This window comes from Neobacillus citreus, from assembly GCF_018343545.2.
In the GTDB taxonomy this organism is placed as follows: Bacteria; Bacillota; Bacilli; order Bacillales; family Cytobacillaceae; genus Neobacillus; species Neobacillus citreus.
Map to the genome: position 1 here is coordinate 1 of NZ_JAGYPE020000055.1, position 26,259 is coordinate 26,259.

33 protein-coding genes are annotated in these 26,259 nt (G+C 41.8%); 5 read left to right on the forward strand and 28 right to left on the reverse strand.

Annotation, left to right across the window (positions count from 1 at the left end):
* Positions 1 to 614 precede the first annotated feature (614 nt).
* The 8 genes from KHB02_RS22795 to KHB02_RS22830 all read right to left on the reverse strand — a co-directional run bounded on the left by KHB02_RS22795 (position 615) and on the right by KHB02_RS22830 (position 6,348).
* Positions 615 to 1,151 carry a spore maturation protein gene (locus KHB02_RS22795; protein ID WP_213144987.1) on the reverse strand — a complete coding sequence of 179 codons (537 nt, stop codon included), beginning with the start codon at positions 1,149 to 1,151 and terminating at the stop codon, positions 615 to 617.
* Between the two features lie 6 nt (positions 1,152 to 1,157).
* Complete coding sequence (locus tag KHB02_RS22800; protein WP_213144986.1) at positions 1,158 to 1,745, reverse strand: nucleoside recognition domain-containing protein; 588 nt, start codon at positions 1,743 to 1,745, stop codon at positions 1,158 to 1,160.
* Positions 1,738 to 2,883, reverse strand: a complete 1,146-nt coding sequence (locus KHB02_RS22805) for a D-alanyl-D-alanine carboxypeptidase family protein (RefSeq protein ID WP_213144985.1) — start codon at positions 2,881 to 2,883, stop codon at positions 1,738 to 1,740. The genes KHB02_RS22800 and KHB02_RS22805 overlap by 8 nt, the downstream gene beginning before the upstream one ends.
* A 92-nt stretch (positions 2,884 to 2,975) precedes the next feature.
* The gene (locus KHB02_RS22810) at positions 2,976 to 3,872 is read right to left on the reverse strand and encodes a superoxide dismutase (RefSeq protein WP_213144984.1); all 897 of its coding nucleotides are present in this window, start codon (positions 3,870 to 3,872) and stop codon (positions 2,976 to 2,978) included.
* A gap of 110 nt (positions 3,873 to 3,982) precedes the next feature.
* Positions 3,983 to 4,471, reverse strand: a complete 489-nt coding sequence (locus KHB02_RS22815) for a YpuI family protein (protein ID WP_213144983.1) — start codon at positions 4,469 to 4,471, stop codon at positions 3,983 to 3,985.
* A 17-nt stretch (positions 4,472 to 4,488) separates the two neighbouring features.
* On the reverse strand, positions 4,489 to 4,908 hold the full coding sequence (locus KHB02_RS22820) for a hypothetical protein (RefSeq protein ID WP_213144982.1): 420 nt from the start codon (positions 4,906 to 4,908) through the stop codon (positions 4,489 to 4,491).
* A 92-nt stretch (positions 4,909 to 5,000) separates the two neighbouring features.
* Complete coding sequence (gene scpB / locus KHB02_RS22825; RefSeq protein ID WP_338088317.1) at positions 5,001 to 5,588, reverse strand: SMC-Scp complex subunit ScpB; 588 nt, start codon at positions 5,586 to 5,588, stop codon at positions 5,001 to 5,003.
* The gene (locus KHB02_RS22830; RefSeq protein WP_213144980.1) at positions 5,575 to 6,348 is read right to left on the reverse strand and encodes a segregation/condensation protein A; all 774 of its coding nucleotides are present in this window, start codon (positions 6,346 to 6,348) and stop codon (positions 5,575 to 5,577) included. Before KHB02_RS22830 ends, scpB begins: the two co-directional genes overlap by 14 nt.
* Positions 6,349 to 6,544: 196 nt before the next feature.
* Here KHB02_RS22830 and KHB02_RS22835 point away from each other — a divergent pair, with 196 nt between their 5' ends.
* Entirely contained in the window at positions 6,545 to 6,646 is a 102-nt protein-coding gene (locus KHB02_RS22835; RefSeq protein WP_213144979.1) for a YjcZ family sporulation protein, read from the forward strand.
* A 126-nt stretch (positions 6,647 to 6,772) separates the two neighbouring features.
* Complete coding sequence (locus KHB02_RS22840) at positions 6,773 to 7,294, forward strand: DUF309 domain-containing protein (protein ID WP_213144978.1); 522 nt, start codon at positions 6,773 to 6,775, stop codon at positions 7,292 to 7,294.
* Between the two features lie 21 nt (positions 7,295 to 7,315).
* Here KHB02_RS22840 and KHB02_RS22845 read toward each other — a convergent pair whose 3' ends face one another.
* Positions 7,316 to 7,666, reverse strand: a complete 351-nt coding sequence (locus KHB02_RS22845) for a GNAT family N-acetyltransferase (protein ID WP_213144977.1) — start codon at positions 7,664 to 7,666, stop codon at positions 7,316 to 7,318.
* Between the two features lie 471 nt (positions 7,667 to 8,137).
* Here KHB02_RS22845 and KHB02_RS22850 point away from each other — a divergent pair, with 471 nt between their 5' ends.
* Entirely contained in the window at positions 8,138 to 9,004 is an 867-nt protein-coding gene (locus tag KHB02_RS22850; protein ID WP_213145305.1) for a DUF1002 domain-containing protein, read from the forward strand.
* A gap of 43 nt (positions 9,005 to 9,047) precedes the next feature.
* Here the strand turns inward: KHB02_RS22850 and lysA are convergent, their stop codons facing one another.
* The 18 genes from lysA to KHB02_RS22940 form a co-directional block, all read right to left on the reverse strand.
* Positions 9,048 to 10,352 (reverse strand): diaminopimelate decarboxylase, encoded by a 1,305-nt coding sequence (gene lysA, locus KHB02_RS22855; RefSeq protein ID WP_213144976.1) that lies wholly within the window; start codon positions 10,350 to 10,352, stop codon positions 9,048 to 9,050.
* 174 nt (positions 10,353 to 10,526) lie between these two features.
* The gene (locus KHB02_RS22860; protein WP_213144975.1) at positions 10,527 to 12,014 is read right to left on the reverse strand and encodes a spore germination protein; all 1,488 of its coding nucleotides are present in this window, start codon (positions 12,012 to 12,014) and stop codon (positions 10,527 to 10,529) included.
* Complete coding sequence (gene spoVAEA, locus KHB02_RS22865) at positions 11,971 to 12,576, reverse strand: stage V sporulation protein SpoVABEA (RefSeq protein ID WP_213144974.1); 606 nt, start codon at positions 12,574 to 12,576, stop codon at positions 11,971 to 11,973. Before spoVAEA ends, KHB02_RS22860 begins: the two co-directional genes overlap by 44 nt.
* 27 nt (positions 12,577 to 12,603) lie before the next feature.
* Positions 12,604 to 13,026, reverse strand: coding sequence for a stage V sporulation protein AB (locus tag KHB02_RS22870; protein ID WP_213144973.1), 423 nt, complete (start codon positions 13,024 to 13,026; stop codon positions 12,604 to 12,606).
* Positions 13,016 to 13,636, reverse strand: coding sequence for a stage V sporulation protein AA (locus tag KHB02_RS22875; RefSeq protein ID WP_213144972.1), 621 nt, complete (start codon positions 13,634 to 13,636; stop codon positions 13,016 to 13,018). Before KHB02_RS22875 ends, KHB02_RS22870 begins: the two co-directional genes overlap by 11 nt.
* Positions 13,637 to 13,825: 189 nt before the next feature.
* A complete protein-coding gene (gene sigF, locus KHB02_RS22880; RefSeq protein ID WP_213144971.1) occupies positions 13,826 to 14,584 on the reverse strand; it encodes an RNA polymerase sporulation sigma factor SigF in 759 nt (252 codons plus the stop codon).
* A 12-nt stretch (positions 14,585 to 14,596) separates the two neighbouring features.
* Complete coding sequence (gene spoIIAB / locus KHB02_RS22885) at positions 14,597 to 15,037, reverse strand: anti-sigma F factor (protein WP_213144970.1); 441 nt, start codon at positions 15,035 to 15,037, stop codon at positions 14,597 to 14,599.
* Between the two features lies 1 nt (position 15,038).
* Complete coding sequence (gene spoIIAA / locus KHB02_RS22890) at positions 15,039 to 15,389, reverse strand: anti-sigma F factor antagonist (RefSeq protein WP_213144969.1); 351 nt, start codon at positions 15,387 to 15,389, stop codon at positions 15,039 to 15,041.
* 130 nt (positions 15,390 to 15,519) lie between these two features.
* Positions 15,520 to 16,710 (reverse strand): D-alanyl-D-alanine carboxypeptidase family protein, encoded by a 1,191-nt coding sequence (locus KHB02_RS22895; RefSeq protein WP_213144968.1) that lies wholly within the window; start codon positions 16,708 to 16,710, stop codon positions 15,520 to 15,522.
* Positions 16,711 to 16,832: 122 nt separating this feature from the next.
* The gene (locus tag KHB02_RS22900) at positions 16,833 to 18,137 is read right to left on the reverse strand and encodes a pyrimidine-nucleoside phosphorylase (RefSeq protein ID WP_213144967.1); all 1,305 of its coding nucleotides are present in this window, start codon (positions 18,135 to 18,137) and stop codon (positions 16,833 to 16,835) included.
* A 26-nt stretch (positions 18,138 to 18,163) separates the two neighbouring features.
* Positions 18,164 to 18,982: a purine-nucleoside phosphorylase gene (locus KHB02_RS22905; RefSeq protein WP_213144966.1), complete on the reverse strand. Its 819-nt coding sequence runs from the start codon at positions 18,980 to 18,982 to the stop codon at positions 18,164 to 18,166.
* Between the two features lie 33 nt (positions 18,983 to 19,015).
* The gene (gene deoB / locus KHB02_RS22910; protein WP_213144965.1) at positions 19,016 to 20,200 is read right to left on the reverse strand and encodes a phosphopentomutase; all 1,185 of its coding nucleotides are present in this window, start codon (positions 20,198 to 20,200) and stop codon (positions 19,016 to 19,018) included.
* A gap of 244 nt (positions 20,201 to 20,444) precedes the next feature.
* Positions 20,445 to 21,338, reverse strand: coding sequence for a site-specific tyrosine recombinase XerD (gene xerD / locus KHB02_RS22915; protein ID WP_213144964.1), 894 nt, complete (start codon positions 21,336 to 21,338; stop codon positions 20,445 to 20,447).
* Positions 21,339 to 21,342: 4 nt separating this feature from the next.
* Positions 21,343 to 21,570, reverse strand: a complete 228-nt coding sequence (locus KHB02_RS22920; RefSeq protein ID WP_213144963.1) for a YqzK family protein — start codon at positions 21,568 to 21,570, stop codon at positions 21,343 to 21,345.
* A gap of 113 nt (positions 21,571 to 21,683) precedes the next feature.
* A complete protein-coding gene (gene fur, locus KHB02_RS22925) occupies positions 21,684 to 22,175 on the reverse strand; it encodes a ferric iron uptake transcriptional regulator (protein WP_213144962.1) in 492 nt (163 codons plus the stop codon).
* A gap of 111 nt (positions 22,176 to 22,286) precedes the next feature.
* Positions 22,287 to 22,928, reverse strand: a complete 642-nt coding sequence (gene spoIIM, locus KHB02_RS22930) for a stage II sporulation protein M (protein WP_213144961.1) — start codon at positions 22,926 to 22,928, stop codon at positions 22,287 to 22,289.
* A 122-nt stretch (positions 22,929 to 23,050) separates the two neighbouring features.
* Entirely contained in the window at positions 23,051 to 24,217 is a 1,167-nt protein-coding gene (locus KHB02_RS22935) for an endonuclease Q family protein (protein ID WP_213144960.1), read from the reverse strand.
* Positions 24,214 to 24,768 (reverse strand): NUDIX domain-containing protein, encoded by a 555-nt coding sequence (locus KHB02_RS22940; protein WP_213144959.1) that lies wholly within the window; start codon positions 24,766 to 24,768, stop codon positions 24,214 to 24,216. The genes KHB02_RS22935 and KHB02_RS22940 overlap by 4 nt, the downstream gene beginning before the upstream one ends.
* 74 nt (positions 24,769 to 24,842) lie before the next feature.
* Between KHB02_RS22940 and mciZ the strand changes: the two genes are divergently transcribed.
* Both mciZ and KHB02_RS22950 read left to right on the forward strand, forming a co-directional pair.
* Positions 24,843 to 24,974, forward strand: a complete 132-nt coding sequence (mciZ, locus tag KHB02_RS22945) for a Z-ring formation inhibitor MciZ (RefSeq protein WP_213120290.1) — start codon at positions 24,843 to 24,845, stop codon at positions 24,972 to 24,974.
* 64 nt (positions 24,975 to 25,038) lie between these two features.
* Positions 25,039 to 25,950 (forward strand): aldo/keto reductase, encoded by a 912-nt coding sequence (locus tag KHB02_RS22950; RefSeq protein ID WP_213144958.1) that lies wholly within the window; start codon positions 25,039 to 25,041, stop codon positions 25,948 to 25,950.
* A 27-nt stretch (positions 25,951 to 25,977) separates the two neighbouring features.
* On the opposite strand, the gene KHB02_RS22955 is transcribed toward KHB02_RS22950, so the two are convergent.
* Positions 25,978 to 26,229: a YqkE family protein gene (locus tag KHB02_RS22955; protein WP_213120288.1), complete on the reverse strand. Its 252-nt coding sequence runs from the start codon at positions 26,227 to 26,229 to the stop codon at positions 25,978 to 25,980.
* Positions 26,230 to 26,259: the final 30 nt, after the last annotated feature.

Sequence of the window (26,259 nt, forward strand, 5' to 3'; positions counted from 1 at the left end):
GGCGCCTGTGGGGTCTCCAGTGACCTCTATATCCCGCAGGAGTCGAGTGCCCTCCGCTCCAATCAACAGGGAGGCAAATCAATCTAAGTATTGCAACACACATTTTCCATCCTTGATAAGTGTGAAGCAATCTTTTTCATATTTTGACAGACTGCAGTAAGAAAAGCACGTGTATATATTAATCAAGTTAAGAAAAGTGGTTGTCTATAATAAATTCATATTTCTTTGGCTAAACTCTTTTGGCTTAAACATTGAAATTACAACTTATTTTTACTATTTATTGTGAGTTTAAGTTCTATATTGAATACACCTGTTGATTGGCGCGGAAGGCGCGAAGACTCCTGCGGGAGTACGGGGCTGGGGAGACACCGCAGGCGCTTCAGCGCCGAGGAGGCTCCCCGGCACGCCCGCGGAAAGCGAAGCGCCTCGGGACAGGCAAAGAGCAGCCTGTCCCTGCGATGATTATTCAAGGAAGCTTTCCTTAGTGGAGCGCCAATCAACAGACCTATTGTTATGCCTTTATATTTATAAAGCGTTGATTAATGAAAAAAATAAAAAGGCTATCGAAAGTTTTTCAACAGCCTAAGAAACGTTATTCAAGAACCTGCTTTTTGTTATTTTGTTCCGAAAATGAAGGCGACGACGATGATGGATACGATGATACCGACTACGTCTGCCAAGAGACCTACTTTTAAGGCATCGCCCATTTTTTTGATGCCGACTGCACCGAAATAAACAGTTAAAACATAGAAGGTCGTGTCGGTGCTCCCCTGCAATACGGACGCTAGTCTGCCAATGAAGGAATCCGGTCCGTACACAGCGATTAAGTCACTGGTCATACCCAAGGCTGCCGTACCGGAAATGGGACGAATCAATAATAACGGAACGATTTCTGCTGGTACACCCATCATCTTCATAAATGGACGAAACCAATCCATGATGGCGTCCAGTGCACCTGATGCCCGGAAAATGGAGATGGCCACCAGCATTCCGACTAAAAACGGGATAATCGAAACAGCGATTTTTATCCCTTCCTTACCGCCCTCAACAAAGCTTTCGTAAGTCGGCACCTGTTTAATGGTGCCATAAATCAGGATAAAGCCTATTAATAAGGGTATAAATGTCAAAGATATTAATGAGATAAATTCCATAAATGATCATCCTTTTCGGCTTCTGCGATAATAGAAGTAACGGTCGATGAGAACGGCCCCTATCGCCGAAAGGATGGTGGCAATAATGGTTGGAACAACAATTTCGGTAGGGGATGTTGAATGATATGTCATTCTGATAGCAATGACGGTTGTCGGGATAATGGTAATGCTCGCCGTATTAATCGCCAAAAATGTGACCATGGACCTTGAAGCCGAGTTTTTTCCGCCATTTAACTTTTTTAGCTCCTCCATTGCTTTGATGCCAAGCGGCGTTGCGGCATTCCCAAGGCCAAACATGTTGGAAATCATATTTGACAGCATATATCCCATCGCTGGATGTTGGACTGGTACGTCCGGAAACAATATCTTTACAAGCGGGCGAAATAATTTAGCCAGTTTTTCAAGAAGTCCTGATTCTTCCGCAATCCGCATCATTCCAAGCCAAAAGACAAGCACGCTGATCAGGCCGATACATAAGGTAACCGCTTCTTTCGCCCCATCAAATACCGCCCTGTTTACATCCTCAATGGTCCCATTAAACAGGGCAAACACAATCCCAATGACGGTCATTCCAACCCAGATATAATTAACCATGCGCGTTCACACCTATTAGTGAAAAAAATATTTTTTTAACACTTTCGAACAGACCCTTCTCCTTTTTCGGCAAGCTTTGATAGTAAATAGGCGATTCCTCTACGGCCCTTCCATCCAAATAAACAATAGCTTTTCCGACTACTCTCTCTTGTTTATTTTCATCATCCCATTTTTTATCAGGCTTGTTTAACTTATACTTAATGCTGAATAAGTCCATCTCTTGGCTGGTTGCCGGGTAAACAATTGATTTCTTTAAGAACAAATGATTTTGAAAATATTTCGGACTTTTGATATCAATTTTTCCTTTTGTTAAAACTTCTGCCATATCATAATCTTTAAATCCGTATTCATACATGGAAATATGATCATCCCAATCATTTGGGTCGTTCAAGGTGACCGCGATTAAATTCATATCACCTTTTGACGCTGTCGTTACCAGCGTCCGCTTGGCCCGTTTTGTATAGCCTGTCTTACCTCCGGTTGTATATTTATATTTTGTTAATAACCGATTTTTGTTCTTCCATACCCTGTCCCAGCTTTCGGTTGGATTAGGAGCGCGATGCACCTTTGTGCCGGAAATTTTTTGATAGATTTTGTTATGCATCGCATAACGTGTCAAAATGGCCATATCATAGGCGGTTGAATAATGGTTTTCATGGTCATCCAAGCCATGGGGATTTGCAAAATGAGTGTTTAACATGCCGATTTCCTTTGCCTTTTGGTTCATTAAAAAAGCAAAGCCATCGACACTTCCACCGACATATTCGGCGATGGCAACAGCTGTATCATTTCCGGACCGCAGCATTAACCCATAGACCAAATCCTCAAGTTTTATTTTTTCACCCGGCTTCAAGTACACGGATGAGCCCTCTGCACGGACTGCTTGTTCACTTACCTTTACATATTGATCTAGTTTTCCAGATTCGATTGCTAGAATCGCGGTCATAATTTTCGTAATGCTGGCGATTCGTCTTTTCGTAAAAGCATCCTTTTCATAAAGAATGCGGCCGGAATTTTGCTCAATTAGAACCGCACTAGCAGCACTAACATCAAAGGAAGCCTCGGCTCTCTGAGGATGATTAGCGGCAAATAGTGAGACTATGAGGCAAAAACAGGCTATTTTCAATATACTTCTCATTAGATATACCTCGTCCTCCTCGTTATTTAGTAAATTTTATGCAAGACAAAGTGTGATATGACAAAAAAGAAAGCGGCGGCGCCGCTTCCTTGTCATAGGGGAGACCATTTCGTGTCCACTGTTTTTTCAAATCTCATTTCTACATCGTGCCAGTTTACAACATTCCACCAGTTATTGATGTACTCGGCCCGGTTGTTTTGATATTGAAGATAATAGGCATGCTCCCATACGTCTAGGACAAGCAGTGGGATGGTATCCCACTGTGTCAGCAGCATGTGCCGTTCCGTTTGTAAAATTTCCAAATGGTGTGCTCTTGGCGACCAAACCAATAACGCCCAGCCTGACCCTTCAACCTGTTTGGCGGCCTCGGTGAAATGGTTCTTAAAAGCCGTGATGGTTCCGAAATAATTGGTGATTTCCTTTTGCACTAATCCGTACGGGTTCCCTCCGCCATTTGGACTCATGTTTTTCCAAAATATCGAATGAAGATAATGACCGGACCCGTGGAACGCCAGCTCCCTTGACCAATGCTTGACGAGGGAAAAATCGTTTCTTTCCCTTGCTGATTTTAGGTTTAACTCTGCCTTGTTTAAACCCTCAACATATGCACGGTGGTGCTTATCATGGTGAAGCCGCAAGATCTCCTCAGAGATATATGGCTCTAACGCGTTATAAGGATAGGGCAGCTCGGGTAGTTTATGACCTCCCGGTGGGATTTGTTTTTCAATTGCCCAAATGGTCCCTATCTCCTGGTCACGTTTTTGGCTAAAATAATTTTCCAATTTACCATGGATTTGTTCAGCTCTTGCCTGAAGACCGATCAGTTCTTCATTGGAAAGCTCTTTTCTTGAACCTTCAATCATATCCGTAAATTCATCAAGTTCATCCCATAATTCAGAGTTTTGGCTGACCCGTTCGGACTGCAGAAAATGACGCATCTGCTCATTCCATTTAAATAATTCATTTACATACCCGCTAAACCGGCTCATTTTCTCCCCTTCCTTTCCGCTGCACGAGTCTCCCTAAAAGGTATGAGGAAATAAGGTCGGTAAGAACAAGAGAAAAGGCTGACCTTTGCAGGACAGCCTTAAAATATTAATTATTTGGATTGAATCATCTTCGTGCGATAATCTGTTTCATAATATTCCAGTTCTTCTCTTATGCGCTGAAACTCACCTTCCAAGCTTTTTACCAATTGCTGGATTTGTTCGGCTGCAGTCCGGTAAAACTTGATAGAATTTTTCCCGGTATAAGCAGAACGGCTGTTTTCAAACCAAGCATCATTTTTTGGTGAGAAGAATTCTTCGATGCATTGATGATAAATCTTATACAAGGTTTTCTCAGCAGCAGCTTTTTGAAACGGATCTCCCTGCAAAATAACCGTACATGCTTCGAAACCCTCCTCGCTGTACACAGCAAGCTTTCTTAACGTTGAAAAGATTAATTTATGATAGTTAACTTCTTCCTCATTTTCTACTTGCAATTGTGAAATTGTTGTTTCATTTAAAAAATCCCCAATCGCGGTAATGGTCTTTGCAAGGAAATTTTTGACATCGTGTAATTGTGAATGAACTAATGAATTCCCCATCTTAACCCCTCCTATGTCTAATTAGGCTGCAAGATAAACTCTAGCGGCGAACGCAGCTGATAGCCGTTTTTTTGCTTTAGGCTTGAAAAGATTTCCGGCAATTTTTCGAAATTGATACCTTGAAAATAGGAAGCAAATTCTTGCTTGGAATTAATATAAAGCCGTTTGCGCCCGCGTAAGCCTGGATTTTTCAATAAACAAACAAGGGCAACAACATCTTTAAAGCTCACCTCAAGTCCATCTTGGGCAAAAATGGGATTTTGCTTAAATGGAGTAAATTCTTGAAAAATAGAATCAAAATAACGGACATACAAAACATGCAATGTTTTTTCAGTCCCATCTTCCACAAATGTTATCTCACTTCTGTTAAAGAAATCCTCTGAAGTATTGGATTTTTCTTTTTCTAATTCATACCCTTTACATTCTTTAATCAGCAACTTAAATCCCGCTCCTTGTAAATATGCTTAAACCATTGTTGCATAAAAAAATATGGATAGCTTTATTTTATCACATATTCTCTGTGCGGATATTATGAGTTCAATGTTTCTTGAAATTTTTCAAAAAATAAATCTGCTTCCTCCTGAACAAATTCATCCTCCACTTTTTCAGGAAGAGGCGGCAGTTCATTCAAGTTCTTCAAGCCAAAATAATCAAGAAATTCTTTGGTAGTACCATACAAAATAGCGCGTCCAGTCCCTTCAGCACGGCCGACTTCTTTGATCAAGGCCTTTGCCATAAGCGTGTTTAACGGCCGTTCCGTTTTGACACCACGGATTTCCTCAATTTCAGTCCTGGTGATTGGCTGTTTATACGCGATAATTGCCAAAGTCTCTAAAGCAGCCTGCGACAATGTCGAGGTATGTGGAGAATCAACAAGCTTTTTTAAGTAGTCGGCATTGTCTTTCTTTGTGGCAAGCTGAAACGTCCCGGCCAGTTGAACTATCATAATTCCTCGATTTTCATTAGATTCATACTCTTGTTTTAAATTCTCAATAATCTCACTTGCATGAAGATCATCCACTTCTAGGACCTCGGCAATTTGTTTAAGGGAAAGCCCTTCGTCTCCTGCGGCGAACAACAGGCTTTCCAAAATACTTGTCCAATTAATGATATCCACCAACATCTGCTCCTTCTATTACTGCTTCAATTAAAATGTCCCCAAAGTTTTCTTGTTGATGGACGTTAACTTCCTTTCTTTTCATCAGTTCTAAAATAGCTAGAAAAGTAACAACGATATGGTCCTTTGCCGGAAAAGGAAATAATTCAGTAAAATTTCTCCTGCCCTTAAGATGCTTTAATTCTTCCATGATCTCGGTCATTCTTGTCTCAATGGAAATTTCCTGCCTAGTAATTTTCGCGGCAAGCGGCCGCTGCAGTTTCTTTCTTCTCATTAGTTTTTGGAACGCAGCCAGCATATCGTAAAGGGAAACATTCATATCTTTTTTCCCAGGCTGTACTTCCTTCGTAAAGTCGGATAAATCACTTGGCGGTTTGGTATACATAAGGGATCGCTCTTCTTCCATCGTTTTTAAATCGTGAGCAGCCTCCTTGTACTTTCGGTATTCTATCAATCGCTCAACCAGCTCATCCCTCGGGTCTTCCTCGTAGGCTGTCTCGAGTGGATCAACGTCTTCAAACTCTTCCTCATGCTTAGGAAGAAGCATTTTGCTTTTTATCGCCAGCAGTGTTGCCGCCATTACCAAATATTCACTGGCAACATCCAATTTTAATTCCTTCATGGTATGAATATAGATTAGATATTGTTCCGTTATCTGTGCCACGGGAATATCATAAATATCAATTTCAAGCCTGTTTATTAAATGGAGCAGCAAATCAAGCGGCCCTTCAAATGCATCAATTTTCACCTGATAAGGCATTCATCTCACCAAAATTCTAAAATCATATTATACAAACGACTACTAATAGTATAGAGGATTCAGGATGGTTATCCAATAGAAAAATCAACCGAACACTCTGCCCTTCCGTAAATACTGGTAAGTGCGCCCATAACAATGGACAAATTCATCACATATGATGACATGGAAAGAGAAAAAGTGACGGGAGGTAATAATTATGGCTGATGGAGCAGCAGGCTTCGGACTCGGCGGCGGCTTTGCGTTAATCGTCGTACTGTTCATTTTATTAATTATCATCGGTGCTTCCTGGGTTTGGTAATTAAAAATGATTTTAATAACTAAAGGACCCGTTTAAAACGGGTCTATTGTTTTACAGCCTGGTCATGACCTTCAATTGCCGAATATGTTAAACTGTACATATATAAAGAAACTGGAGGGGAAATGCTTGTACCCAAAAGAATATATCGAATTTTTAAGTCATTTTCATGGCGACAGGGATTATTTTGAGTGCCATGAGATCCTCGAAGACTTTTGGAAAGGGTCTGACCCCGGCAATAAAGAGTCTATTTGGGTAGGGTTTATATTATTGGCAGTATCGGCTTACCACCATCGCCGCAAGAATTTTAACGGTGCACAGAGAACATTGGAAAAGGCGATTACAATCATTTCTGACCAATCTTCCTTACTACCGGATCTGGGTTTGGATGGCCGGCTTTTCCTTCAGACCATAAAAGAACAGTTAATAGGTCTGCAAAATCGCGAAGAATATAAAAGCATGAATCTGCCCATAAGCGATCCTGAATTGCTCCAAGCGTGTATGAAAATGTGTGATGAAAAAGGGTTTGACTGGCAAAGGGAAAGTGATTTGGCGGATCTAGAGATCATCCATCGCCACAAATTACGGGACCGGTCAAGTGTCATTGCAGAAAGAAACAACGCGATATTAAAAAAAGGCAGCGGGGCATGAGGCCGCTGCCTTTTCCTATATTTAGCAAACATCACATTTCTCAATAAAAGAAGCTGTGTTCGCGTTCGAAGTAATATTTTTATCCGGATACATTTCCTTTAAAGCTTTAACCATTTTTTTGCCTACTCCTTGGAAGCGGTGTGAGGGATTAACAGAAACATGTTGAATTTCCAAAGTATTGGTATCCTGATGATAAATCGCCCCAATCAGTCCAATAATATCTTCTTCCTTCCAAAGGAACAGCCTGTGATTCTCTTCTGTTTCGTATTCCTTCATGGTTTGCTGGAGTTTCTTGAGATCTTTTTCAGTTGGCATAAAAGACATTAACCCCATCGCAATTTTTTCGAATGTTTTCTTATAGCGAATTAACATACGTATCCCTCATTATTTTCAATAAACCAATGGTTTGGTTTAACAATAGTGTATTTTTCAAACTGGTTTAATGATTTTCTTTATGCAGTATATGTATTTGAAAATCTTTATGTTCACTAACCACAATCATACCGAATTCGTCATCATTCTTCAATGGAAAATCTCTACTTGCCTGGCGCTATGAACATCCAATAGATAATTCCCCAAATAATTGATATCACAATAAGAATGCCAAATAAAGCCCAGTTATTTCTATTCATACAAATCCCCCATTAACTTACTTACCTGTCCTACATTCTACACCAAAACACAAAAATAATCCATTTCTCCTAAGTCAGTCAATTTTTCGTGAATAATTTGAACCTATGAAACTTCTAATTTGTTTTTATCGTTATATAATAATGGAATCGGTTATATTATTAAAGAAGAATCTTTATTATTGTCAAAAGCGTTTTAAAAATCAAGGAGGCCATTATGAAAAAATTATTGATACTCCTCACGGCAGTCTGTTTATTTCTCGTTCCTATCCGCAGTTTTGCAGACATGGCTGAAGGAGATATGATTGTAACATTAGGTGAAAATTTAACAGAAACGCAAAAAAATCAATTGTTGGAGGAAATGGGCGCGCCGAAGGATGTTCAAATTGTGACCGTATCCAATCAAGAAGAGCATCAATATTTAGGGAAATATGTCTCAAAATCATTGATTGGAACGAAGGCAATTTCTTCATCAGCGATTACAATTGCACCAAGCGGCTCTGGCATAAAAGTAAAAACGAAAAACATTAACTGGGTTACAGATGAAATGTATGTCAATGCTCTGATCACGGCTGGCGTGAAGGATGCTGACATCTATATAACCGCTCCTATCTCTGTTTCGGGCACCGCAGCACTGACAGGGATTATTAAGGCGTATGAAATTTCCGCCGATAAAACAATCCCTGAGGAAGTAAAGCAGGCGGCCAATCAGGAAATGGTAGAAACAGCAAAGCTTGGTGACGCCATCGGTGCAGAAAATGCAGCCGCCTTAATCGCAAAAATAAAAGAGGAAATTGCCAAGAACCAGCCAAAAAACGATCAGGAATTACGGACCATTATCGAGCAAGCGGCGAAAGAACTAAATGTAACTCTTACTGAGGAACAGATTCAAAGGCTGATGGACTTATTTAATAAATTGAAAAGCTTGAATATTGACTGGAATCAGGTTAGTGACCAACTCAACAAAGCAAAAGACCGTATTTCCAAATTCCTGCAATCTGAGGAAGGGCAGGGATTCCTGGAGAAGGTCAAACAATTCTTCATTTGGCTCATTGATGCCATTAAGGCCCTATTCTCATAGTTTTTTTATAAATGAAAACTGCCGCTCGCGAGCGGCAGTTTTATTATTTTAATGGTAAATCATATCTTACAAGATCTTCGTATGTTTCTCTTTTCACGACGAGGGTGGCTTTTCCATCTTCGACGAAAACTACTGCCGGACGTGGAATCCGGTTATAGTTGTTGGCCATGGAATAGCCGTAAGCACCAGTACAGAATACTGCTAAAATATCCTCATCCTTTTGCTCCGGCAATGGCAAATCCCAAATCAGCATATCTCCTGATTCACAGCATTTGCCGGCAATCGAGACAGTTTCTGATGCTTGTGCCAGCGGCCTGTTGGCAAAGACCGCCTCGTATTTTGCCTGGTAGAGTGCCGGACGGATATTATCACTCATCCCGCCATCAACCGCCAAATATTTCCTGACACCCGGAACATCTTTGGAAGCTCCGACCTGATAAAGAGTAATCCCGGCATCTCCTACAAGAGAGCGGCCTGGTTCAATCCAAATTTCTGGCATTTTAAGTGAATATTCGCCAGCCAGCTTTTTAACCTCTTTAATGATTTCACTGACATATTGCGACGGCTGAATTGGCTCGTCCTCTTTTGTATAGCGGATTCCAAAACCGCCGCCAAGATTTAAAACTTCTGACTCAAAGCCAATACGTTCCTTCCATTCTGCCAGCTTTTCAACTATTTTTTGTGCTGCTAATATGAATCCGGTTGTTTCAAAGATTTGCGAACCAATGTGACAATGGATCCCAAGCACATTAAAATGGTCAAACGGAATAGCGGCTGTTAATGCATTTTCCGCTTGGCCGTTTTGCAAGTCAAACCCAAATTTTGAATCTTCCTGACCAGTTAAAATATAATCGTGGGTATGTGCCTCGATGCCAGGAGTGACCCTCAGCAAAATATTTGTCTTCACCTGTTTCTCCAAACAGATTGCTTTTAACAGTTCCATTTCATAAAAATTATCAACGACAATGCAGCCGATTTTTTGGTCCACTGCCATTTCTAATTCTTCCCTGCTCTTATTATTTCCATGAAAGTGAATCTTTTCTGGAGGGAAACCAGCTGTTATAGCTGTATATAATTCACCGCCGGAAACAACGTCCAATGATAGACCTTCTTCCTCCGCGAGCTGCACCATTGCCACAGTCGAAAATGCCTTACTGGCATATGCAACCTGAGCCCTTACATTTTGTTGTTCAAAGGTTTGTTTAAATCCCCTTGCTCGTTCCCTGATTAAAGCAACATCATAAACATACAAGGGAGTTCCAAAGTTTTTCGCGAGCTCGACAGCGTCGACACCGCCAATTTCCAGATGCCCATCCTTATTTACACCTGTTGTACCGTAAAAATACATTCCCTTCCCTCTCTCCGTAACGACTCACTACAGTCTATGTAGACAACGTGTAAAAATAATAAACAAATAGACAGAATCCGCATTAGAAACTGCCTATTTTTATTTCTTTAATCCTTTATTTAATTAAACACTTTAGCATAATTATGCACATTCTGCAATTTGTTTTGAAAAAACTTACCCATTTGGAGGCTGACGGTAACGGTTTCTCGGATGGACAATACTTGGCCTAAGCACAGCACCCGGGATGGCCCGCCGGAAGACAATTTGTAAAAATCCTTTTGGTTCAAACGGAAGAAACGGCCATAAATAAGGGGTGTTGAGGGCCCGCATATGAACAAGATAGATCATAAAGATTGTTGATCCTATAATGAAACCTGGTGTATGAAAAAATGCTACAGCTAACATCAAGATCATTCTGGCGATTTTATTGGCAACACTTAATTCATAGCTTGGGGTCGTGAAGGTCCCGATGCCGGCGACCGCTACATAAAGGATGACCTCAGGCACAAAGAGACCGACATCAATGGCAATTTGTCCGATTAATACTGCTGCGATTAAACCCATTGCTGTTGACAGCGGTGTTGGTGTATGAATGGCAGCAAGCTTCAAAAATTCTAGCCCAAAATCAGCCAAGAACAGTTGCACAATTAACGGAATATTAGTCTGCTCATTTGGGCCAATAAAGGCAATTTTCTCCGGCAACAAGGATGGTTCTAGGACCATTAACAGCCAAAACGGTAGTAAAAAAATGGATGATGAAACTCCTAAAAACCGCATCCAACGGACGAAGGTTCCCATTGCAGGTGATTCTCGAAATTCCTCGGCATGCTGGACATGATGAAAATAAGTAGTAGGTGTAATAATAACACTCGGGGAGGTGTCACAATAAATGATTACATGCCCCTCTAATATATGGGCAGCAGCAACATCTGCCCGCTCCGTATATCTGACAATCGGATATGGATTAAATCCTTGTTTTACGATAAATTCCTCTAGAGTTTTATCTGCCATGGGAATTCCGTCAATATCAATCGCATTTAATTCTTTTCTTAGAATATTTAGTAAATCAGGATCCGCCACATCCTCCAGATAGCCTAGAGCAATGTCTGCTTTTGAGCGCCTGCCTACCTTAATCATTTCAAAGCGGAGCCGTTCGTCACGGATTCTCCGTCTTGTTAAAGCTGTATTTAAAATAATATTTTCAACAAATCCATCGCGGGCGCCTCTCACTACCTTTTCCGTATCAGGCTCTTGAGGCGACCGTCCTGGATAACTCCTGACATCAATCGCAAACCCTGTACTTTCACCGTCAATGACAACCGCGATTAAACCGGATAAAACCTTATCCACCAATAGATCAAGCTGGGTAATTTGCTCTACAGATTGGTTTACTAATCTATTTTCAATTACCTTAAAAAGGTCCGTAGAAAGCTTTTCTCGATTATTGATGCCGACCAACTCTTTGATCAATTGAATAATGTACATCGTATCGCATAAACCATTTACATAGTAGATTTGGATTTCTTTCTTTAAGATTGTTAATTTCCTCACGCCCAAATCAAAGCTTATCCCTAAGCCGACACTCTGCTTCATGTAGTTTTCCACTTCATTCACTGATTCAGGAATCGGCCAATGTTCCACTTTGGATTGTGTCGTCGTCATAAAAACCACTCCTTTCAAGGATAAGTTCAACAGCTTTTTCTGTTATCGGAGCACCCAGCTTGTAGGAATCGTGTCTCGCCATTTTGCCGATATCCCCTATGCCTACAATAAGCGGTACATTTAATTGATCAAGGCAATAAACAGTATCTCCATTTAGTCTCCCAATTTCCAGTTCAGGTATACCATATTTATCTACTCCATATGGTGTTAACTCCCCGTCCCGATCAATACTTACATCTACCCTTGTCCATTCCTCATGCCTAGATTTGGCCGCAACAGCAACGACGCCGAGAACATTGATGTCCTCATGTTCCGCCACATATTTTAAGGCCTTCTCTCCGGCTCCTTCCCCAACAATGCCGCTGTCATCAAACATAACAAGAACCGGGTCATGGGGTGCTTTCTTAATAAGCTTGACAAGCTCCGGCCCCGATAATTTGGAGGGATTTCCCTTTGACTGTGTAATACAGCGCCCGCCTACCGTCTTGGCAACCTGCTCTAAAGACCTCCTGGTGTGTTCATCGCCATCTGTTACTAAAATAACATTCCTTTTGGTGCTCATACTTTGATGTCCTTCCTTTTAAAGATTTTAATGATGGACAAAGTAAAGCCATTGAAAGATGGAACCAAATATTTTTCCTAACACAATTGCCATTATTAAAATGACAATCTTACCATCTAAATGAATTCGCTTAGCAAGGATTGGGAAAACGTTTAAAGCCTCTGTAAGACCTGCAGCCAGCATCCCAACAAAGACACCGCCAAAAAGCCCCAAGGGGATTAAAAAATAAGCGGATATATCCAATACGGGGTCCCTTAAGCTGGCAAAAACTCCCGTTAAGGCCCCGAAAACGACTCCCCATTCATACTGATAGATCATTTTCATCGTTTTGGTAAGCTGCGTTAATCTGGGGATAACCCCCAGAACGGTAAGAAATGCAACAAATCCCGAGCCAACCGCCAACCCACTGGCAATTCCCAGAAACATAACAGCAATAATTTTAATCGTCATGAACCCGTTTCATACTTTCTTTATTTTCATGGAGAATCACATAATTATCCAAATCCATCTGATAATTAAACATCTCAACTTCGAGCGGACTTGGTTCATCATTAATTCTCTTCTTGAAGACATGATTGAAAAAGAGAATCATGCCAAGTCCTAAGCCAATTGAATAGGGAATTTGAAAAAGCAGCGGTTTTGCTTCCTTCTTACCTGTAATGATTGTGTAGATTTTCTCCTGCACACTTTTCATACTGACATCATCATGAAAATTCATCAGTGTCATGGCCGAACCGAAAAATAAAAGAAACCATATTAAAAGAAAAAAAGGAATCGAAACTCCTTTTTTCATGGCTACTACTTCAATAATCGTCTGCGCCGGTCCGATTGTTTGGACCTCAACATCCTCAAACCTGGCCGTTATTAACCGAATGACTTTCATGATATCGATCACAACAATATTTCCGTCCTCTTTTTTTAATTGGTAAATCTCCATCGATTGTAAATCACGAAGGACCTCTTCAGTGGCAATCATCTGAGCAGCATCTTTTAATAAAACCTTTCCCTCCGGAGGGACTTGGACACGATTCCGCATGCGAATGTAGATTGTTTTTTCCAAAACATCACTTCCCACACAAAGATTTCTCGTATATGTAGTATGGGTAAAAACTGCCTTTTTATGAAAACAAAAAATGGAATGATTTTTTTTAAATGAAAACTCGCCGATTGGCGAGTCCGATAGGACGAAGACAGAGGCGTAGTTGAATTTATACTTTCCTATTAGTCAAAAATAAAAAGACCAAATGGATTAGAGATCCATTCGGTCCTTCATTTGCAAAAGTATCTTTTTTTCTAGTCTTGAAACTTGAACCTGGGAAATTCCCAGTCTTACCGCTACTTCTGATTGGGTTTGGTCCTTATAATAGCGCAAATAGACAATTAGCCGCTCCCTCTCATCAAGCTCGCGAATGGCTTCTTTTAATGCAATTTTATCAAACCATTTGCCGTCGTTCCCATCATCAATTTGATCAAGCAGAGTAATCGGATCCCCATCATTTTCATAAACTGTTTCATGAATAGATGAAGGTGTCCGGCCTGCTTCCTGGGCAAGTATGACGTCCTCAGGTGATATCTCAAGGTATTCTGATATTTCATTAACGGTTGGAATTCTGCCAAGTGTTTTCGACAGCTCATCCTTGGCCTTGCGGATTTTGTTCCCCATCTCCTTCAGCGATCGGCTGACCTTGACCGTACCATCATCACGGATAAACCGCTGGATTTCTCCAATGATCATCGGGACAGCATACGTAGAAAACTTGACATCATAAGATAGGTCAAACTTATCAACTGATTTTAATAGACCGATACAGCCGATTTGAAATAGGTCATCCGGGTCATAGCCTCTATTCAGGAACCTCTGAACAACAGACCAAACAAGCCGCATATTTTTTTCAACGATTAAATCGCGCGCTTCCTGATCCCCGCCCTGGCTTCTTTGAATGAGCTCCTTGACTTCATGATCCTTTAAATACGTTTGATTTTTTTCGTTTTTGACCTCCACATCCATCGGCAAGTCTCCTTAATTGCAAAGCATTTTGCTAGATTTTAAATGCTTTCGTAGTCTAACCTCGGTCCCGCTGCCAGGCTGTGTGAAGACCTCTAACTCATCCATAAAATTTTCCATGATGGTAAAGCCCATGCCGGATCTTTCGAGTTCCGGCTTTGTTGTAAATAATGGCTGACGAGCTTCTTCCACATCTGCTATACCTAATCCATTATCCTTAATGGACAATTCAATGAAACTATCCTCTATTGAAACATGAATATAAACAATTCCATTCGGGTCATTTTCATACCCATGAATAATTGCATTTGTAACTGCCTCTGAAACAACCGTTTTTAGCTCTGTCAGCTCATCCATAGTCGGGTCAAGCTGGGCGATAAAGGCAGCAACGGTTACACGGGCAAAGGATTCATTCTGGCTTAATGCACTAAACTGAAGAGTCATTTCGTTCTTCACGTTAGGCCACCCCCAATCTCTGCAATGCAAATTCTTCAGTCGGTTCCATTTTGATAATTTTAAACATGCCCGACATATCGAATAATCTTTGGATTGCAGGGGAAATTGCGCAAACGACCATTTCACCGTGCACCTGTTTAATTTGCTTATATCTGCCTAATATAACACCAAGCCCAGAGCTATCCATAAAGGTTAGTTGTGCCAGATTCAAGACAATGTGGCGGATTCCATTGTTTTCAATTACACTTGAGGCTTTTTCGCGAAGCTCATCAGCTGTATGGTGGTCCAATTCACCGCTTAAACGAATCAGCAAAACATCGTGTTTAGTTTCAAGTTCAATGTTAAGACTCACTATCCTTCGTCCTCCTTATTCAGGTATAGTGAGTCAATTCGCCTTTTGTCCATTCATTTCCTTCTCAACATACAAAACTAGTCGATTTTCGCTAAAAGTAGTGATTTCGTTTTACGATTCGACATTCCCCTTATTTTCCAGCCTTTGTAAACATGCCGAAGGAACGTTTATAAAGGGTCCACCAACCTGCCTCCTGGACAGTACTTTTGGCAACCAGAGGACTTTCCAAAACCACCTTGCCATCTTTAATTAGCTTAATGGTTCCTACTCGGTCACCTTTTTTAACGGGAGCCTTTAGTTTCTTTTCAAGAGTTATCTTTTGCTTCACGTCCTTGGTCTTTTCTCCCTTTTTCGTTAGAAGAGAAAGCGGCTCGCTTGTTACAGCCTTGACTGTTTTGTCCTGGCCTTTACTTACTTTTGCTTCACCAATGGTTTGATTTCTTTTGTAGACTGGATGTGTTTGATATTGGCTGAATGCATAGTCAAGCATTTTTGTGACTTGGGCATTGCGGTCCTTGGATGTCGGAGCCCCAAATACTACAGCAATGACTCGCATTCCATCCTTTTGTGCAGTTGCTGTTAAGCAGTATTTTGCTTCAGCCGTAAATCCAGTTTTTAAACCATCCACTCCTGGATAGAAACGAACTAATTTATTTGTATTAACCAGCCAGAATTTTTTATCCGTATTTTCACGGAGATAGGCTTCATACATTCCCGTGAATTTCGTAATGTCTTCATATTTCAATAATTCTTTTGCCAATACGGCCATGTCATGTGCAGAGCTATAATGACCGCTTTCTGGCAGGCCAGTCGTATTTTTAAAGAAAGTTTGCTTTAAGCCTAATTCCTTTACCTTTGCATTCATCATGTCAACGAATGCTTCTTCGGAACCGCCAATTCTTTCGGCCATCGCAACAGAAGCATCGTTACCTGAACCGATGGCAATCCCTAGCAGCATTTGCTTGGTGGTCATTTCTTCGCCCGGTTCAAGAAAAATTTGCGAGCCTCCCATTGAAGCGGCATACTCACTTGTGCGGATTTTCTCATCCCACTTCAGTTTTCCTTTGTCAATCGCCTCCATGATTAATAACATGGTCATGATTTTTGTCATGCTAGCAGGAGGTAACTTCTCGTTGCCATTTTGATCATAAAGAATCTTTCCGGTATCCCTTTCCATTAAAATAGCGGAACGGACACCCGTGACAATCTCAGTCCCTTGCTTTTCCTCCGCTTTTTTCTCCTCCGCCGCAAAGGCATGAGGCCCCCCTAAACTTGTAAACATAAATAGCATAACTATTAAATAGACTAAACGACGCTTCATTGCAAAACCCTCCAATCTTTATAGCCAACATTTTTTCCAAAATTACCAACTTTATACATAAAAAGGTGTCAGGCACCACGTGAAAATTTCACATGGTGCCTGACACCCGCCTAAGACTTTATTTATTCCGTTATTTCTTCGTATATGAGGGTCGGTGCTTCTACTTTGGATGAAGAGATTTTAATATTTTCATAAAGCTTTTCTGATACTTCTTTGATATCTTCGAAATTGCTATAAATGGTGACTAGGGATTCACCTTTGTTTACCTGGTCGCCGATTTTCTTTCTGAGGACGAGGCCAACTGCGAGGTCAATCACAGATTCCTTTGTTGCCCGGCCTGCCCCGAGAAGCATGGCTGCGGTCCCCACTTCATCAGCAACAATTTCGGAAACATAGCCGTCCTCTTTGGCTTCCAGTTCAAACGTATATTTTGCCTGTGGCAGTTTTTCCGGATTATCGACTACAGTTGCATCTCCGCCTTGGGAGCTTAAGAATATCTTTAATTTTTCCAGAGCCGACCCGTTTTGGATTGCCTCCTCCAATAAGGAGCGCGCTTCTTTTAGTGACGGCGCCTTTCCTCCTAAGAACACCATATGGCTGCCTAAGGTCAAACACAGCTCTGTTAAATCCTCAGGACCTTCACCCTTTAAGGTGTCAATTGCTTCTTTTACTTCTAAAGCGTTTCCGATGGCAAACCCGAGCGGCTGGCTCATATCGGAAATCACCGCCATGGTTCGCCGGCCGACCTTGTTGCCGATCCCGACCATCGCACGAGCTAATTCCCTTGAATCCTCAAGTGTCTTCATAAATGCTCCTGCTCCTGTTTTCACATCAAGAACAATCGCGTCCGCACCAGCGGCAATTTTTTTGCTCATAATCGAGCTGGCAATCAACGGAATGCTTTCAACAGTTCCTGTTACATCTCTCAGCGCGTACAGTTTCTTATCAGCAGGCGTCAAATTCCCGCTTTGACCAATGACAGCAATTTTATTTTTATTCACTAGCTCGGTAAATTCCGAACTGTCAATTTCCACATGGAAGCCAGCCACTGATTCTAGTTTATCAATGGTTCCCCCAGTATGCCCCAACCCGCGTCCGGACATTTTCGCAACCGGTACACCGACTGATGCCACAAGTGGGCCAAGAACTAGTGTTGTCGTATCGCCCACTCCTCCAGTTGAATGCTTATCGACTTTGATTCCCTCGATTTGCGATAAGTCAATCTGATCACCTGATTTCACCATCGCCATCGTTAAATCAGCCCGTTCCTTTTCCGTCATACCTCGAAAAACAACCGCCATGGTAAAAGCACTTACTTGATAATCAGGGATGGATCCCTCGGTATAGCCTTGAATGATAAAATTAATCTCTTCAGTAGACAGTTCATGTCCGTCACGTTTCTTCTCAATCAAATCAACCATTCTCATTTTTATTCACCACTTTACCATCAAAATTAAGCAAGACTCTTTACAATTTCTTTAATATACAAAAGGAAATTTGCTTTTACTTTTTCTGTTGTTTCGATAACCTCGTCATGTGTTAGTGGCTGGTCGAGGATCCCCGCTGCCATATTGGAAATGCAGGAAATGCCGAGCACCTTCATGCCGCTGTGACGGGCAACAATAACCTCCGGCACAGTTGACATTCCAACCGCATCCCCGCCAAGGGTGCGAACCATTCGGATTTCAGCAGGTGTTTCATAAACGGGTCCGGGATTTCCAAAATAAACACCATCCCTCACATCAATATTTAAGCGGGAAGCAATCTCCTTAGCCATTGTCCGCAATTCCTTTGTATAGGCCTCCGACATATCTGGGAAGCGGACACCGAAATGGCTGTCATTTGGGCCAATCAGCGGGTTTGTGCCCATATTATTTATATGGTCGGTAATAATCATTAAGTCGCCCGGCGTAAAGCTTTCATTTACCCCACCGGCGGCATTCGTGACAATTAAAATCTCGACCCCCAGTTCCTTCATCACTCTTACAGGAAAGGTTACCTTATCCATGCTATAGCCTTCGTAAAAATGAAACCGGCCCTGCATCGCAACAACTTCTACTCCGTTAAGCAAACCAAAAACAAGCTGGCCGGCATGGCCTTCAACAGTTGAAACTGGAAAATCGGGAATTTCGTTATATGGTATTTTGACCGGCTGCTCGATTTCCTCTGCCAGTACACCGAGACCTGATCCTAAAATAAGACCTATTTTCGGAACCTTCTCATATTTTTCTTTTAAAAAGCTGACTGCCTTTTGAATATTTTCGTAATCCATCCTCATTCTCCCTTTTTAGAAGCATTCATTTCATTATTTCAATTCGTTTAAGAAGCTTTTCCCATAGTTCGGCATTTTCACGTTAAAGTTCTCAGCAACAGTTGCGCCTACATCGGCAAAGGTATCACGTAAAGGAAGTTCACGGCCCGCTTGATTACCTTTCGTGTAGACAAGAAGTGGCACATATTCACGGGTATGGTCTGTTCCGGGGGCGACAGGGTCATTTCCATGGTCCGCCGTAATAATTAACAGGTCATCTTCCTTCATTTTGGCGAATACCTCAGGAAGCCGGGCATCATATTCCTCTAGGGCACGCCCATACCCTTCCGGATCACGACGGTGGCCATACAGGGCATCAAAGTCAACTAGATTTAAAAAGCTGATGCCTGTGAAGTCCATATCAAAGGTTTCAACCAATTTATCCATCCCATCCATATTCGAAACTGTTCTTAATGATTTGGTTACACCTTCACCATCAAAAATATCGGATATTTTTCCAATTGCTATCACATCAAAGCCGGCATCCTTTAATTCACTCATGACGGTTCTGTCAAAAGGCTTTAAGGCATAGTCATGGCGGTTCGGCGTCCGTTTAAAACTATCCGGTTCTCCAACAAACGGTCGGGCAATGACTCTTCCAACCATATATTTCTCATCCAGGGTTAATTCACGGGCTATTTTACAAATACGATATTGCTCCTCAATCGGAATAATTTCTTCATGGGCCGCAATTTGCAGGACGGAATCGGCCGATGTATAGACGATTAATGCACCTGTTTTCATATGCTCCTCGCCGAGTTCATCGATGATTGCCGTTCCGCTTGCCGGTTTATTGCCGATGACCTTTCTTCCTGTCCGCTGTTCTAGATCCGAAACAAGCTCCTCTGGAAAACCATCCGGGAAGACGCGGAATGGTGTCTTGATATTTAAACCCATGATTTCCCAATGCCCCGTCATGGTATCTTTCCCATTGGAGGCTTCCTTCATTTTTGTATAAAAGGCAAGAGGTTTTTCCGCCTTTTGAATTCCTTTTAGTTCACGAATATTACTCAGACCTAGCTTCCCCATATTGGGCATGTTGAGCCCGTTCATTTTTTCCGCGATATGTCCAAGCGTATCGGCCCCCTTGTCGCCGAATTTTTCGGCATCAGGGGCTTCACCAATACCTACGGAGTCCATCACGACAATAAAAATACGTTTATATGTATTAGCTGCCATTTTACTCTTTTCCTCCTTAATGTTCACCGGATATGGCCAAATTGATAACGTTTTCACATCTTCTAAAAAAGAAACAATTCACAACTATATGTTGTCCTATTTGGGCTCTATTACTCTAAAAAAGTAGCCGAGCATTCGTCAGAAGTCTGACCTCCTTTATTTTACTAAATGCAGGGAAAATTACAAGGAAAAAGCTGCCCATTTTTTCGGCAGCTTATGACAATTGTATGAATCTATCAATCTATTAAGCTCTAGGATGAAATTTCCGATAAACATCAGTCAGACGAGGCTTCGTAACCTGAGTATAAATTTGTGTTGTCGAGATATCGGCATGGCCGAGCATTTCCTGGACGGCACGCAAATCAGCCCCATTTTCAACCAAGTGTGCTGCAAAGGAATGACGCAATGTGTGCGGTGTTAGCTCTTTATCAATACCTGCTTCAAACGCCAATTTCTTTAAAATCTTCCAAAAGCCCTGACGAGAGAGGCGTTTTCCTTGATGATTTAAAAATAAGGCATTATCAGCATGTTTTAGGGAGACAAAATGGGGTCTACCCTGTTCAAGATAGTGTTTGACGGCGTCGGCAGCCGTTTTGCCAATAGGGATGATCCTCTCTTTATCCGCTTTGCCCCTGCAGCGGATAAAGCCCATCGTCAATTGGACATGCACGATATCCAAGTCAATCAGCTCGCTGACGCGAATTCCTGTCGCATAAAGAAGCTCAAGCATAGCCTTGTCTCTTAAACCATAATGGTCATTGGTTTTAGGAGTATCTAACAGCTGCTCCACTTCCTTAAGGGTTAACACCTTCGGAAGCGACCGTTCCATCCGCGGTGTTTCAATCTGCACGGTAGGGTCATCCTCAACCACTTTACTTCTTAATAAAAACTGATGAAATGCGCGAATCGAAGCAATATGTCTTGCCAATGTCTTAGCAGACTTCCCCTGCTCCTTTAAAAACTCCAAAAAATGAATGATATGTACCCGCTGGACATCATTTAATGAAGGAAGCAGTTCTACCTTGTTTAAATAGTCCAGGTAGCTTTTTAAATCGCGCTCATATGACAGCAATGTATTTAGGGCCAGTCTTTTTTCAACGCCCATATATTGCTTGAATTCCTGTAAATGCTGTTCCATTGCCTTACTCCCCATTTAAATAAAAAAATATCAGCCGGTCAACTAGAGAAGAATCGCTTTCGCTCATTGTATTTGAGACCTTAAGCGCCGTTCCTTCGGGTTCGTCGTAGCGGTGATAGTTTTGATATTCTTCAGATACCCACATGATACCATAATAAAAAAGAACCGTGCACCCTGTGAATATGATAAATACCTTTACCGTTTGCAGAATGATTTTCATAAAAGAGAGCATGTTACGTTCCCCCAAAATAGTTTTCTATTAACAAGGTATGCCAAAATGGACAGGTTTTATACCTTGCTGCATCGGGATTTCGCATGCTTTCTAAAAAAAAGAAAAAGCCCTTTTCATTCAAAGGACTGTTTGATTTTATTCTGTTTGTTCGGTTCTTCGTCTTTATCTTTATCCTGGCAGCGATGGCAGATACCATGAAAGGTAAGTCGATGGTCTTTTATTTTAAAATTCCATCTCTTTTCTACCACTGCTTCGACATCTTCCAGTAAGTCCTCCTGAATTTCACTAACAGCACCACATTCGATACAAACAAGGTGGTGGTGAAAATGGGCTGCACCTTCCTGGCGGAGGTCGTAACGGGAAACTCCGTCACCAAAATTTATTTTATCGACAATTTTTAACTCCGTTAATAGTTCTAAAGTCCGGTAAACAGTTGCCAAGCCTATTTCAGGCGATTTTTCTTTTACGAGGAGGTACACATCTTCCGCGCTTAAATGATCCTCTTCATTTTCCAATAAAACTCTGACGGTTGCTTCACGCTGAGGTGTTAGCTTATAACTTGCTGAATGCAACTGCTTCTTTATTCTCTCAATTCTAGTTTCCATCCTGAAGCCCCTCCCACGCCACTGTTAATTCACATTATAACAGATGAGAAAGGAGATTCAAAATAAAATTATTATAAAGTGGAGTTTATATATATTATTATTTAATAATAATTATATACTAATTGAGGTAATCATTGTTTTCATCAGCCATGGCGATAAATATGCTTCAACAATTGACGCTGCTGAAATAAACACGACCGCCGCGATGAGGGCGAAAACATATCCCTTCAGTAAAGGCGCTAAAGGCTTTGCATACTGCTTCATAAATTGCTTCTTAATCATTCTCAATGAAAAAATGACTGACAAGGCCGCCATAATAATAAAGACTGGGATGATAATCAAGTTTTGCGGCAGAATCGAGGAGACTGCCAGCAAAAACCCTTTCCAGCCCATTTGGCTGACAAGGAACCCAACTGTAAAGCCTACCACCATTCCTTTGACAAACAGAAGAATAAGAATAACAGGAAGCCCGATAATGGAAATTCCCAGAATCCAAATTAATCCTATAAATTTACTATTATGAAGGAAGCTTTGCAAGAACAAATCGCTGTTCTCGCCTGCGTTTTCTGTGGAGACTTGTCCAAAGAACTGCGATAAATAATAGAATAAATCTTCCTTTTGCGTAAAGCTCATACTATTGACGACGATTGCGCCAAAAATAACCCCCATAAAAAACAGCACAACAATAAATAAGAAAATTGAGGAATGCTCACGGAAACTTACTGCATTGGATGGGTACAAACGTTTTTTCATTTGCGGTTCCTCCTGGCATTTGCTAATGATTAATACATTCTATGCCAGTCTAGTTTTTCTATGATTAAAATTGATAGATTCCATAAAAAAACTCGACAGCTTTTGGATGTCGAGTTGATTCTTTATTGATCCGCAATTTTCCCGTATTTCCCGCCGCCGCCAGCAGCGAGATTTATTTTTCCTTCTCTCGCTTTCATGATGAGGTCCGCAATTTTCTCAGGAACGACTTCTTTTAATGCTTTAAAAGGAACCTCGTGTAAAATGGCCATTTCGCTTCCGAAGTGGTTGACGAGTTTTTCCAGCATGCGCGGTCCCAGGCCGGGGATAAATTCGAGCGGCACCTGATGAACATAAGGCGGGCGTCCGGGCGGGCTCGTTTCAGCCGTTTTTAGTTCAAGGATTCGGTCGGCCACTCCTTTAATGATTTTACTATGACCACACAAATCACAAATTTGGTCATCTTCCTGAAGCGGATTCAGACACTCGGCGCAAACGGTTTTATGGTATTTGCCGAGCAGGGGATCCAGGCCGAAGTTAGCAATTACTTTACGCCCATCCTCACCCTTTAAGGCCTTATATAGTTCCTTAAAGGTTGGTTCCTCCATCGCCACCACCTGATACTCACGGGCAATTTTTGCCAGAGAATGGGCATCCGAGTTAGTAACAAACGTATAATTGTGCAGTTCGCCTAACTGGTCAGCCATTTGTGTGTCAGAGCTTAAGCCCAGCTCAATACCGTCAATCTTGTTGGGGTCGAGAACCTCTGCGAGAGACTTTTTAACCCCTTTTCCATATAGGCTTTTAAAAGGTGTAAAAACATGAGCCGGAATAAAAATGCCGCCCATTTCTTTGACCTTTTTCTGCAGCTCCATGCCGGTGATATAAATCCTTTGCGAGCTGAGCTGGATATTTTTCAAATGGCCCGACAGCCAATTAGAAAAATCCCGCATGACAGCGAGTGTTGGGAAGTAGCACAGAAGATGAATCGGACCGTGGCAGTTTTCATCATAAATTTCCAATTCCGAGCCCGGAATGACGGTCAAATCGCCAAATATCAAGCCCCCATCCTCATGCTCGTAAACCTCTCCACTTTCAATTAAGCTCTCCATTTCCAAAATGACTTCCGGAGAATGGCTGTCAATGATTCCGACCATGTTTAGCCCTTTTACATGTCGTGCATGTTCAATAATATTTGTAAATGTAAGAGATTTGGCGCCGGTTATTTTAACAGGCTTGCCCGTCCATGTCCGGCCAATATGAATATGTAAATCCACATAATAGCGGTTCATTCTTTATTCAACGCCTCTTGTAGTTGTAAGTATTGGACTGCGTAAATCGTTTTTGCGTCATAAATCTTTTGTTCTTTCACATATTGAAGGGCTTCTTCCAGCGTCAATTCTTCCAAATTGACAAACTCATCCTCATCAAGGGCTGCGGAATCTTCTTTTTTCGTTAAGCCTTTTGCGAGGTAAACATGGACAATTTCATCGGCAAAGCCCGGCGAGGTAAAAAAAGATGTAAGCAACTCAAGGCTTTCGCACACGTAGCCGGTCTCTTCCTCCAATTCCCGGCGGGCGCAGCTGGCCGGTTCTTCATCTTTTTCAAGCTTGCCAGCAGGAATTTCCACGATGGTTCGTTCTAGTGCTTTACGATATTGCTCGACCATGATGATTTTATTTTCAGGGGTGAGGGCTAAAATGGCTACCGCCCCTGGATGCTTGATAATTTCCCGCTTGGATGTTTTTCCGTTCGGCAGTTCCACTTCCTGTAAGTGAAGGCTGATAATTTTCCCTGAAAAGATTTCTTCGCTTTTAAGTGTTTTTTCCTCAAGCTTGCTCATTATCGTCAACTCCTGTTCTAGTCCGGTTCATTCACGTCATACATTTTACCATACTTGATTGGGAGGCGTATGGGATGAAGGTGTATGTGCATGAAAAGGGGATTATCCTTGTCGGCAAAGGCTGGGAAGTACTGCAAAAGCTAAAGGAATATCGGAAAGAATTTGAGAATGTTTCCGACTGGGTGCAAAACGTCAAGCAAAAATAGATCCTGTTGTTTGTAGTCTCCCCCGTTCTTGATTAAAATTATAGAAAGATGAGGGGGGATTTTTTTGAAGAAGCGAAGGTTGGGTAGATCTGACTTGTATGTGACGGAACTTGGACTTGGCTGTATGTCAATTGGAACTGATGAAAAAGCGGCTCAAAAAATTATTGAAGCGGCTCTTGAGGAAGGGATCAATTATTTCGATACCGCGGATTTATATGATTTTGGGGTTAACGAAGAAATTGTCGGGAAGACGTTGAAAAGTGTCCGCGAAAAGGTCATTATCGCTACGAAGGTCGGGAACCGCTGGAAGCCGGATCATTCTAGCTGGACGTGGGACCCCTCGAAGGTCTATATCAAAGAAGCGGTGAAAAATAGTTTGAAACGGCTCGGAACAGATTATATTGATCTCTATCAATTACATGGCGGCACGATTAATGACCCGATTGACGAAACAATAGAAGCGTTTGAGGAACTAGTTTCCGAAGGAGTGATCCGCTATTACGGAATATCCTCAATCCGTCCGAATGTCATCCGTGAATATGTGGAGTCATCACATATTGTTTCGGTGATGATGCAGTACAGTATCCTTGACCGCCGTCCGGAGGAAGAGGCATTGCCGCTATTGGCTGAACATGGCGTGGGCGTTGTCACACGCGGACCGCTGGCCAAAGGGCTGTTGAGTAACAAGCTGCTAAACAAGGCTTCAGGGAAAGGATATCTCGATTATAGTTTAGATGAATTGAGTAAGATTTTGCCTCGTTTGATGGAAAAAGTGGGGGCAGGCCGTTCATTTACAGAGGTTGCGTTGCAGTATAATCTAGCTAATCCTGCGGTCGCCTCGGTTGTGGCGGGAGCGAGCCGCGTGGAACAGATTCGAAGCAATGCTGCTGCGGTTAGAAGTCAGCCGTTGACCGATGAGGAGGTTGCGGTGATTAAAGAGTTGACTAAGGGTAGTGTTTATTTGGAGCATCGGTAATAAATAAGGAGAGCATCCGCTCTCCTTTTATTTAAATTCCTTCCAATTCATGCCGCTCTCATTTAACAGCTCTTCAAAGGATTTGTTCTTTTCTTTCAATCTTCTTTCTTCCCGTTTTCTCTGCTCTTCTTCCTCGCGTTTTCTATCTTCTTCCGCTTTTAGCTGCTCCTGTTGTTCTTTTAACTTTTTTATTAAATCGGGATTCATCATGTCTTTAAGCGTTACTGCAGCATCGTCTTTTTTCGGCTGACGTTTAGGTTGTTGTTGTTTTTTCTTCATAGGTTTGATGCTCCTTCAAAAACTACTTTT

Coding starts and splice junctions, on each gene's coding strand:
- KHB02_RS22795 (WP_213144987.1), bottom strand. CDS start 1,151: ATGGAATTTATCTCATTAATATCTTTGACATTTATACCCTTATTAATA.
- KHB02_RS22800 (WP_213144986.1), bottom strand. CDS start 1,745: ATGGTTAATTATATCTGGGTTGGAATGACCGTCATTGGGATTGTGTTT.
- KHB02_RS22805 (WP_213144985.1), bottom strand. CDS start 2,883: ATGAGAAGTATATTGAAAATAGCCTGTTTTTGCCTCATAGTCTCACTA.
- KHB02_RS22810 (WP_213144984.1), bottom strand. CDS start 3,872: ATGAGCCGGTTTAGCGGGTATGTAAATGAATTATTTAAATGGAATGAG.
- KHB02_RS22815 (WP_213144983.1), bottom strand. CDS start 4,471: ATGGGGAATTCATTAGTTCATTCACAATTACACGATGTCAAAAATTTC.
- KHB02_RS22830 (WP_213144980.1), bottom strand. CDS start 6,348: ATGCCTTATCAGGTGAAAATTGATGCATTTGAAGGGCCGCTTGATTTG.
- KHB02_RS22835 (WP_213144979.1), top strand. CDS start 6,545: ATGGCTGATGGAGCAGCAGGCTTCGGACTCGGCGGCGGCTTTGCGTTA.
- KHB02_RS22845 (WP_213144977.1), bottom strand. CDS start 7,666: ATGTTAATTCGCTATAAGAAAACATTCGAAAAAATTGCGATGGGGTTA.
- lysA (WP_213144976.1), bottom strand. CDS start 10,352: ATGTATTTTTACGGTACAACAGGTGTAAATAAGGATGGGCATCTGGAA.
- KHB02_RS22860 (WP_213144975.1), bottom strand. CDS start 12,014: ATGACGACGACACAATCCAAAGTGGAACATTGGCCGATTCCTGAATCA.
- spoVAEA (WP_213144974.1), bottom strand. CDS start 12,576: ATGAGCACCAAAAGGAATGTTATTTTAGTAACAGATGGCGATGAACAC.
- KHB02_RS22870 (WP_213144973.1), bottom strand. CDS start 13,026: ATGACGATTAAAATTATTGCTGTTATGTTTCTGGGAATTGCCAGTGGG.
- sigF (WP_213144971.1), bottom strand. CDS start 14,584: ATGGATGTGGAGGTCAAAAACGAAAAAAATCAAACGTATTTAAAGGAT.
- KHB02_RS22895 (WP_213144968.1), bottom strand. CDS start 16,710: ATGAAGCGTCGTTTAGTCTATTTAATAGTTATGCTATTTATGTTTACA.
- KHB02_RS22900 (WP_213144967.1), bottom strand. CDS start 18,137: ATGAGAATGGTTGATTTGATTGAGAAGAAACGTGACGGACATGAACTG.
- KHB02_RS22905 (WP_213144966.1), bottom strand. CDS start 18,982: ATGGATTACGAAAATATTCAAAAGGCAGTCAGCTTTTTAAAAGAAAAA.
- deoB (WP_213144965.1), bottom strand. CDS start 20,200: ATGGCAGCTAATACATATAAACGTATTTTTATTGTCGTGATGGACTCC.
- xerD (WP_213144964.1), bottom strand. CDS start 21,338: ATGGAACAGCATTTACAGGAATTCAAGCAATATATGGGCGTTGAAAAA.
- KHB02_RS22920 (WP_213144963.1), bottom strand. CDS start 21,570: ATGCTCTCTTTTATGAAAATCATTCTGCAAACGGTAAAGGTATTTATC.
- fur (WP_213144962.1), bottom strand. CDS start 22,175: ATGGAAACTAGAATTGAGAGAATAAAGAAGCAGTTGCATTCAGCAAGT.
- spoIIM (WP_213144961.1), bottom strand. CDS start 22,928: ATGAAAAAACGTTTGTACCCATCCAATGCAGTAAGTTTCCGTGAGCAT.
- KHB02_RS22935 (WP_213144960.1), bottom strand. CDS start 24,217: ATGAACCGCTATTATGTGGATTTACATATTCATATTGGCCGGACATGG.
- KHB02_RS22940 (WP_213144959.1), bottom strand. CDS start 24,768: ATGAGCAAGCTTGAGGAAAAAACACTTAAAAGCGAAGAAATCTTTTCA.
- mciZ (WP_213120290.1), top strand. CDS start 24,843: ATGAAGGTGTATGTGCATGAAAAGGGGATTATCCTTGTCGGCAAAGGC.
- KHB02_RS22955 (WP_213120288.1), bottom strand. CDS start 26,229: ATGAAGAAAAAACAACAACAACCTAAACGTCAGCCGAAAAAAGACGAT.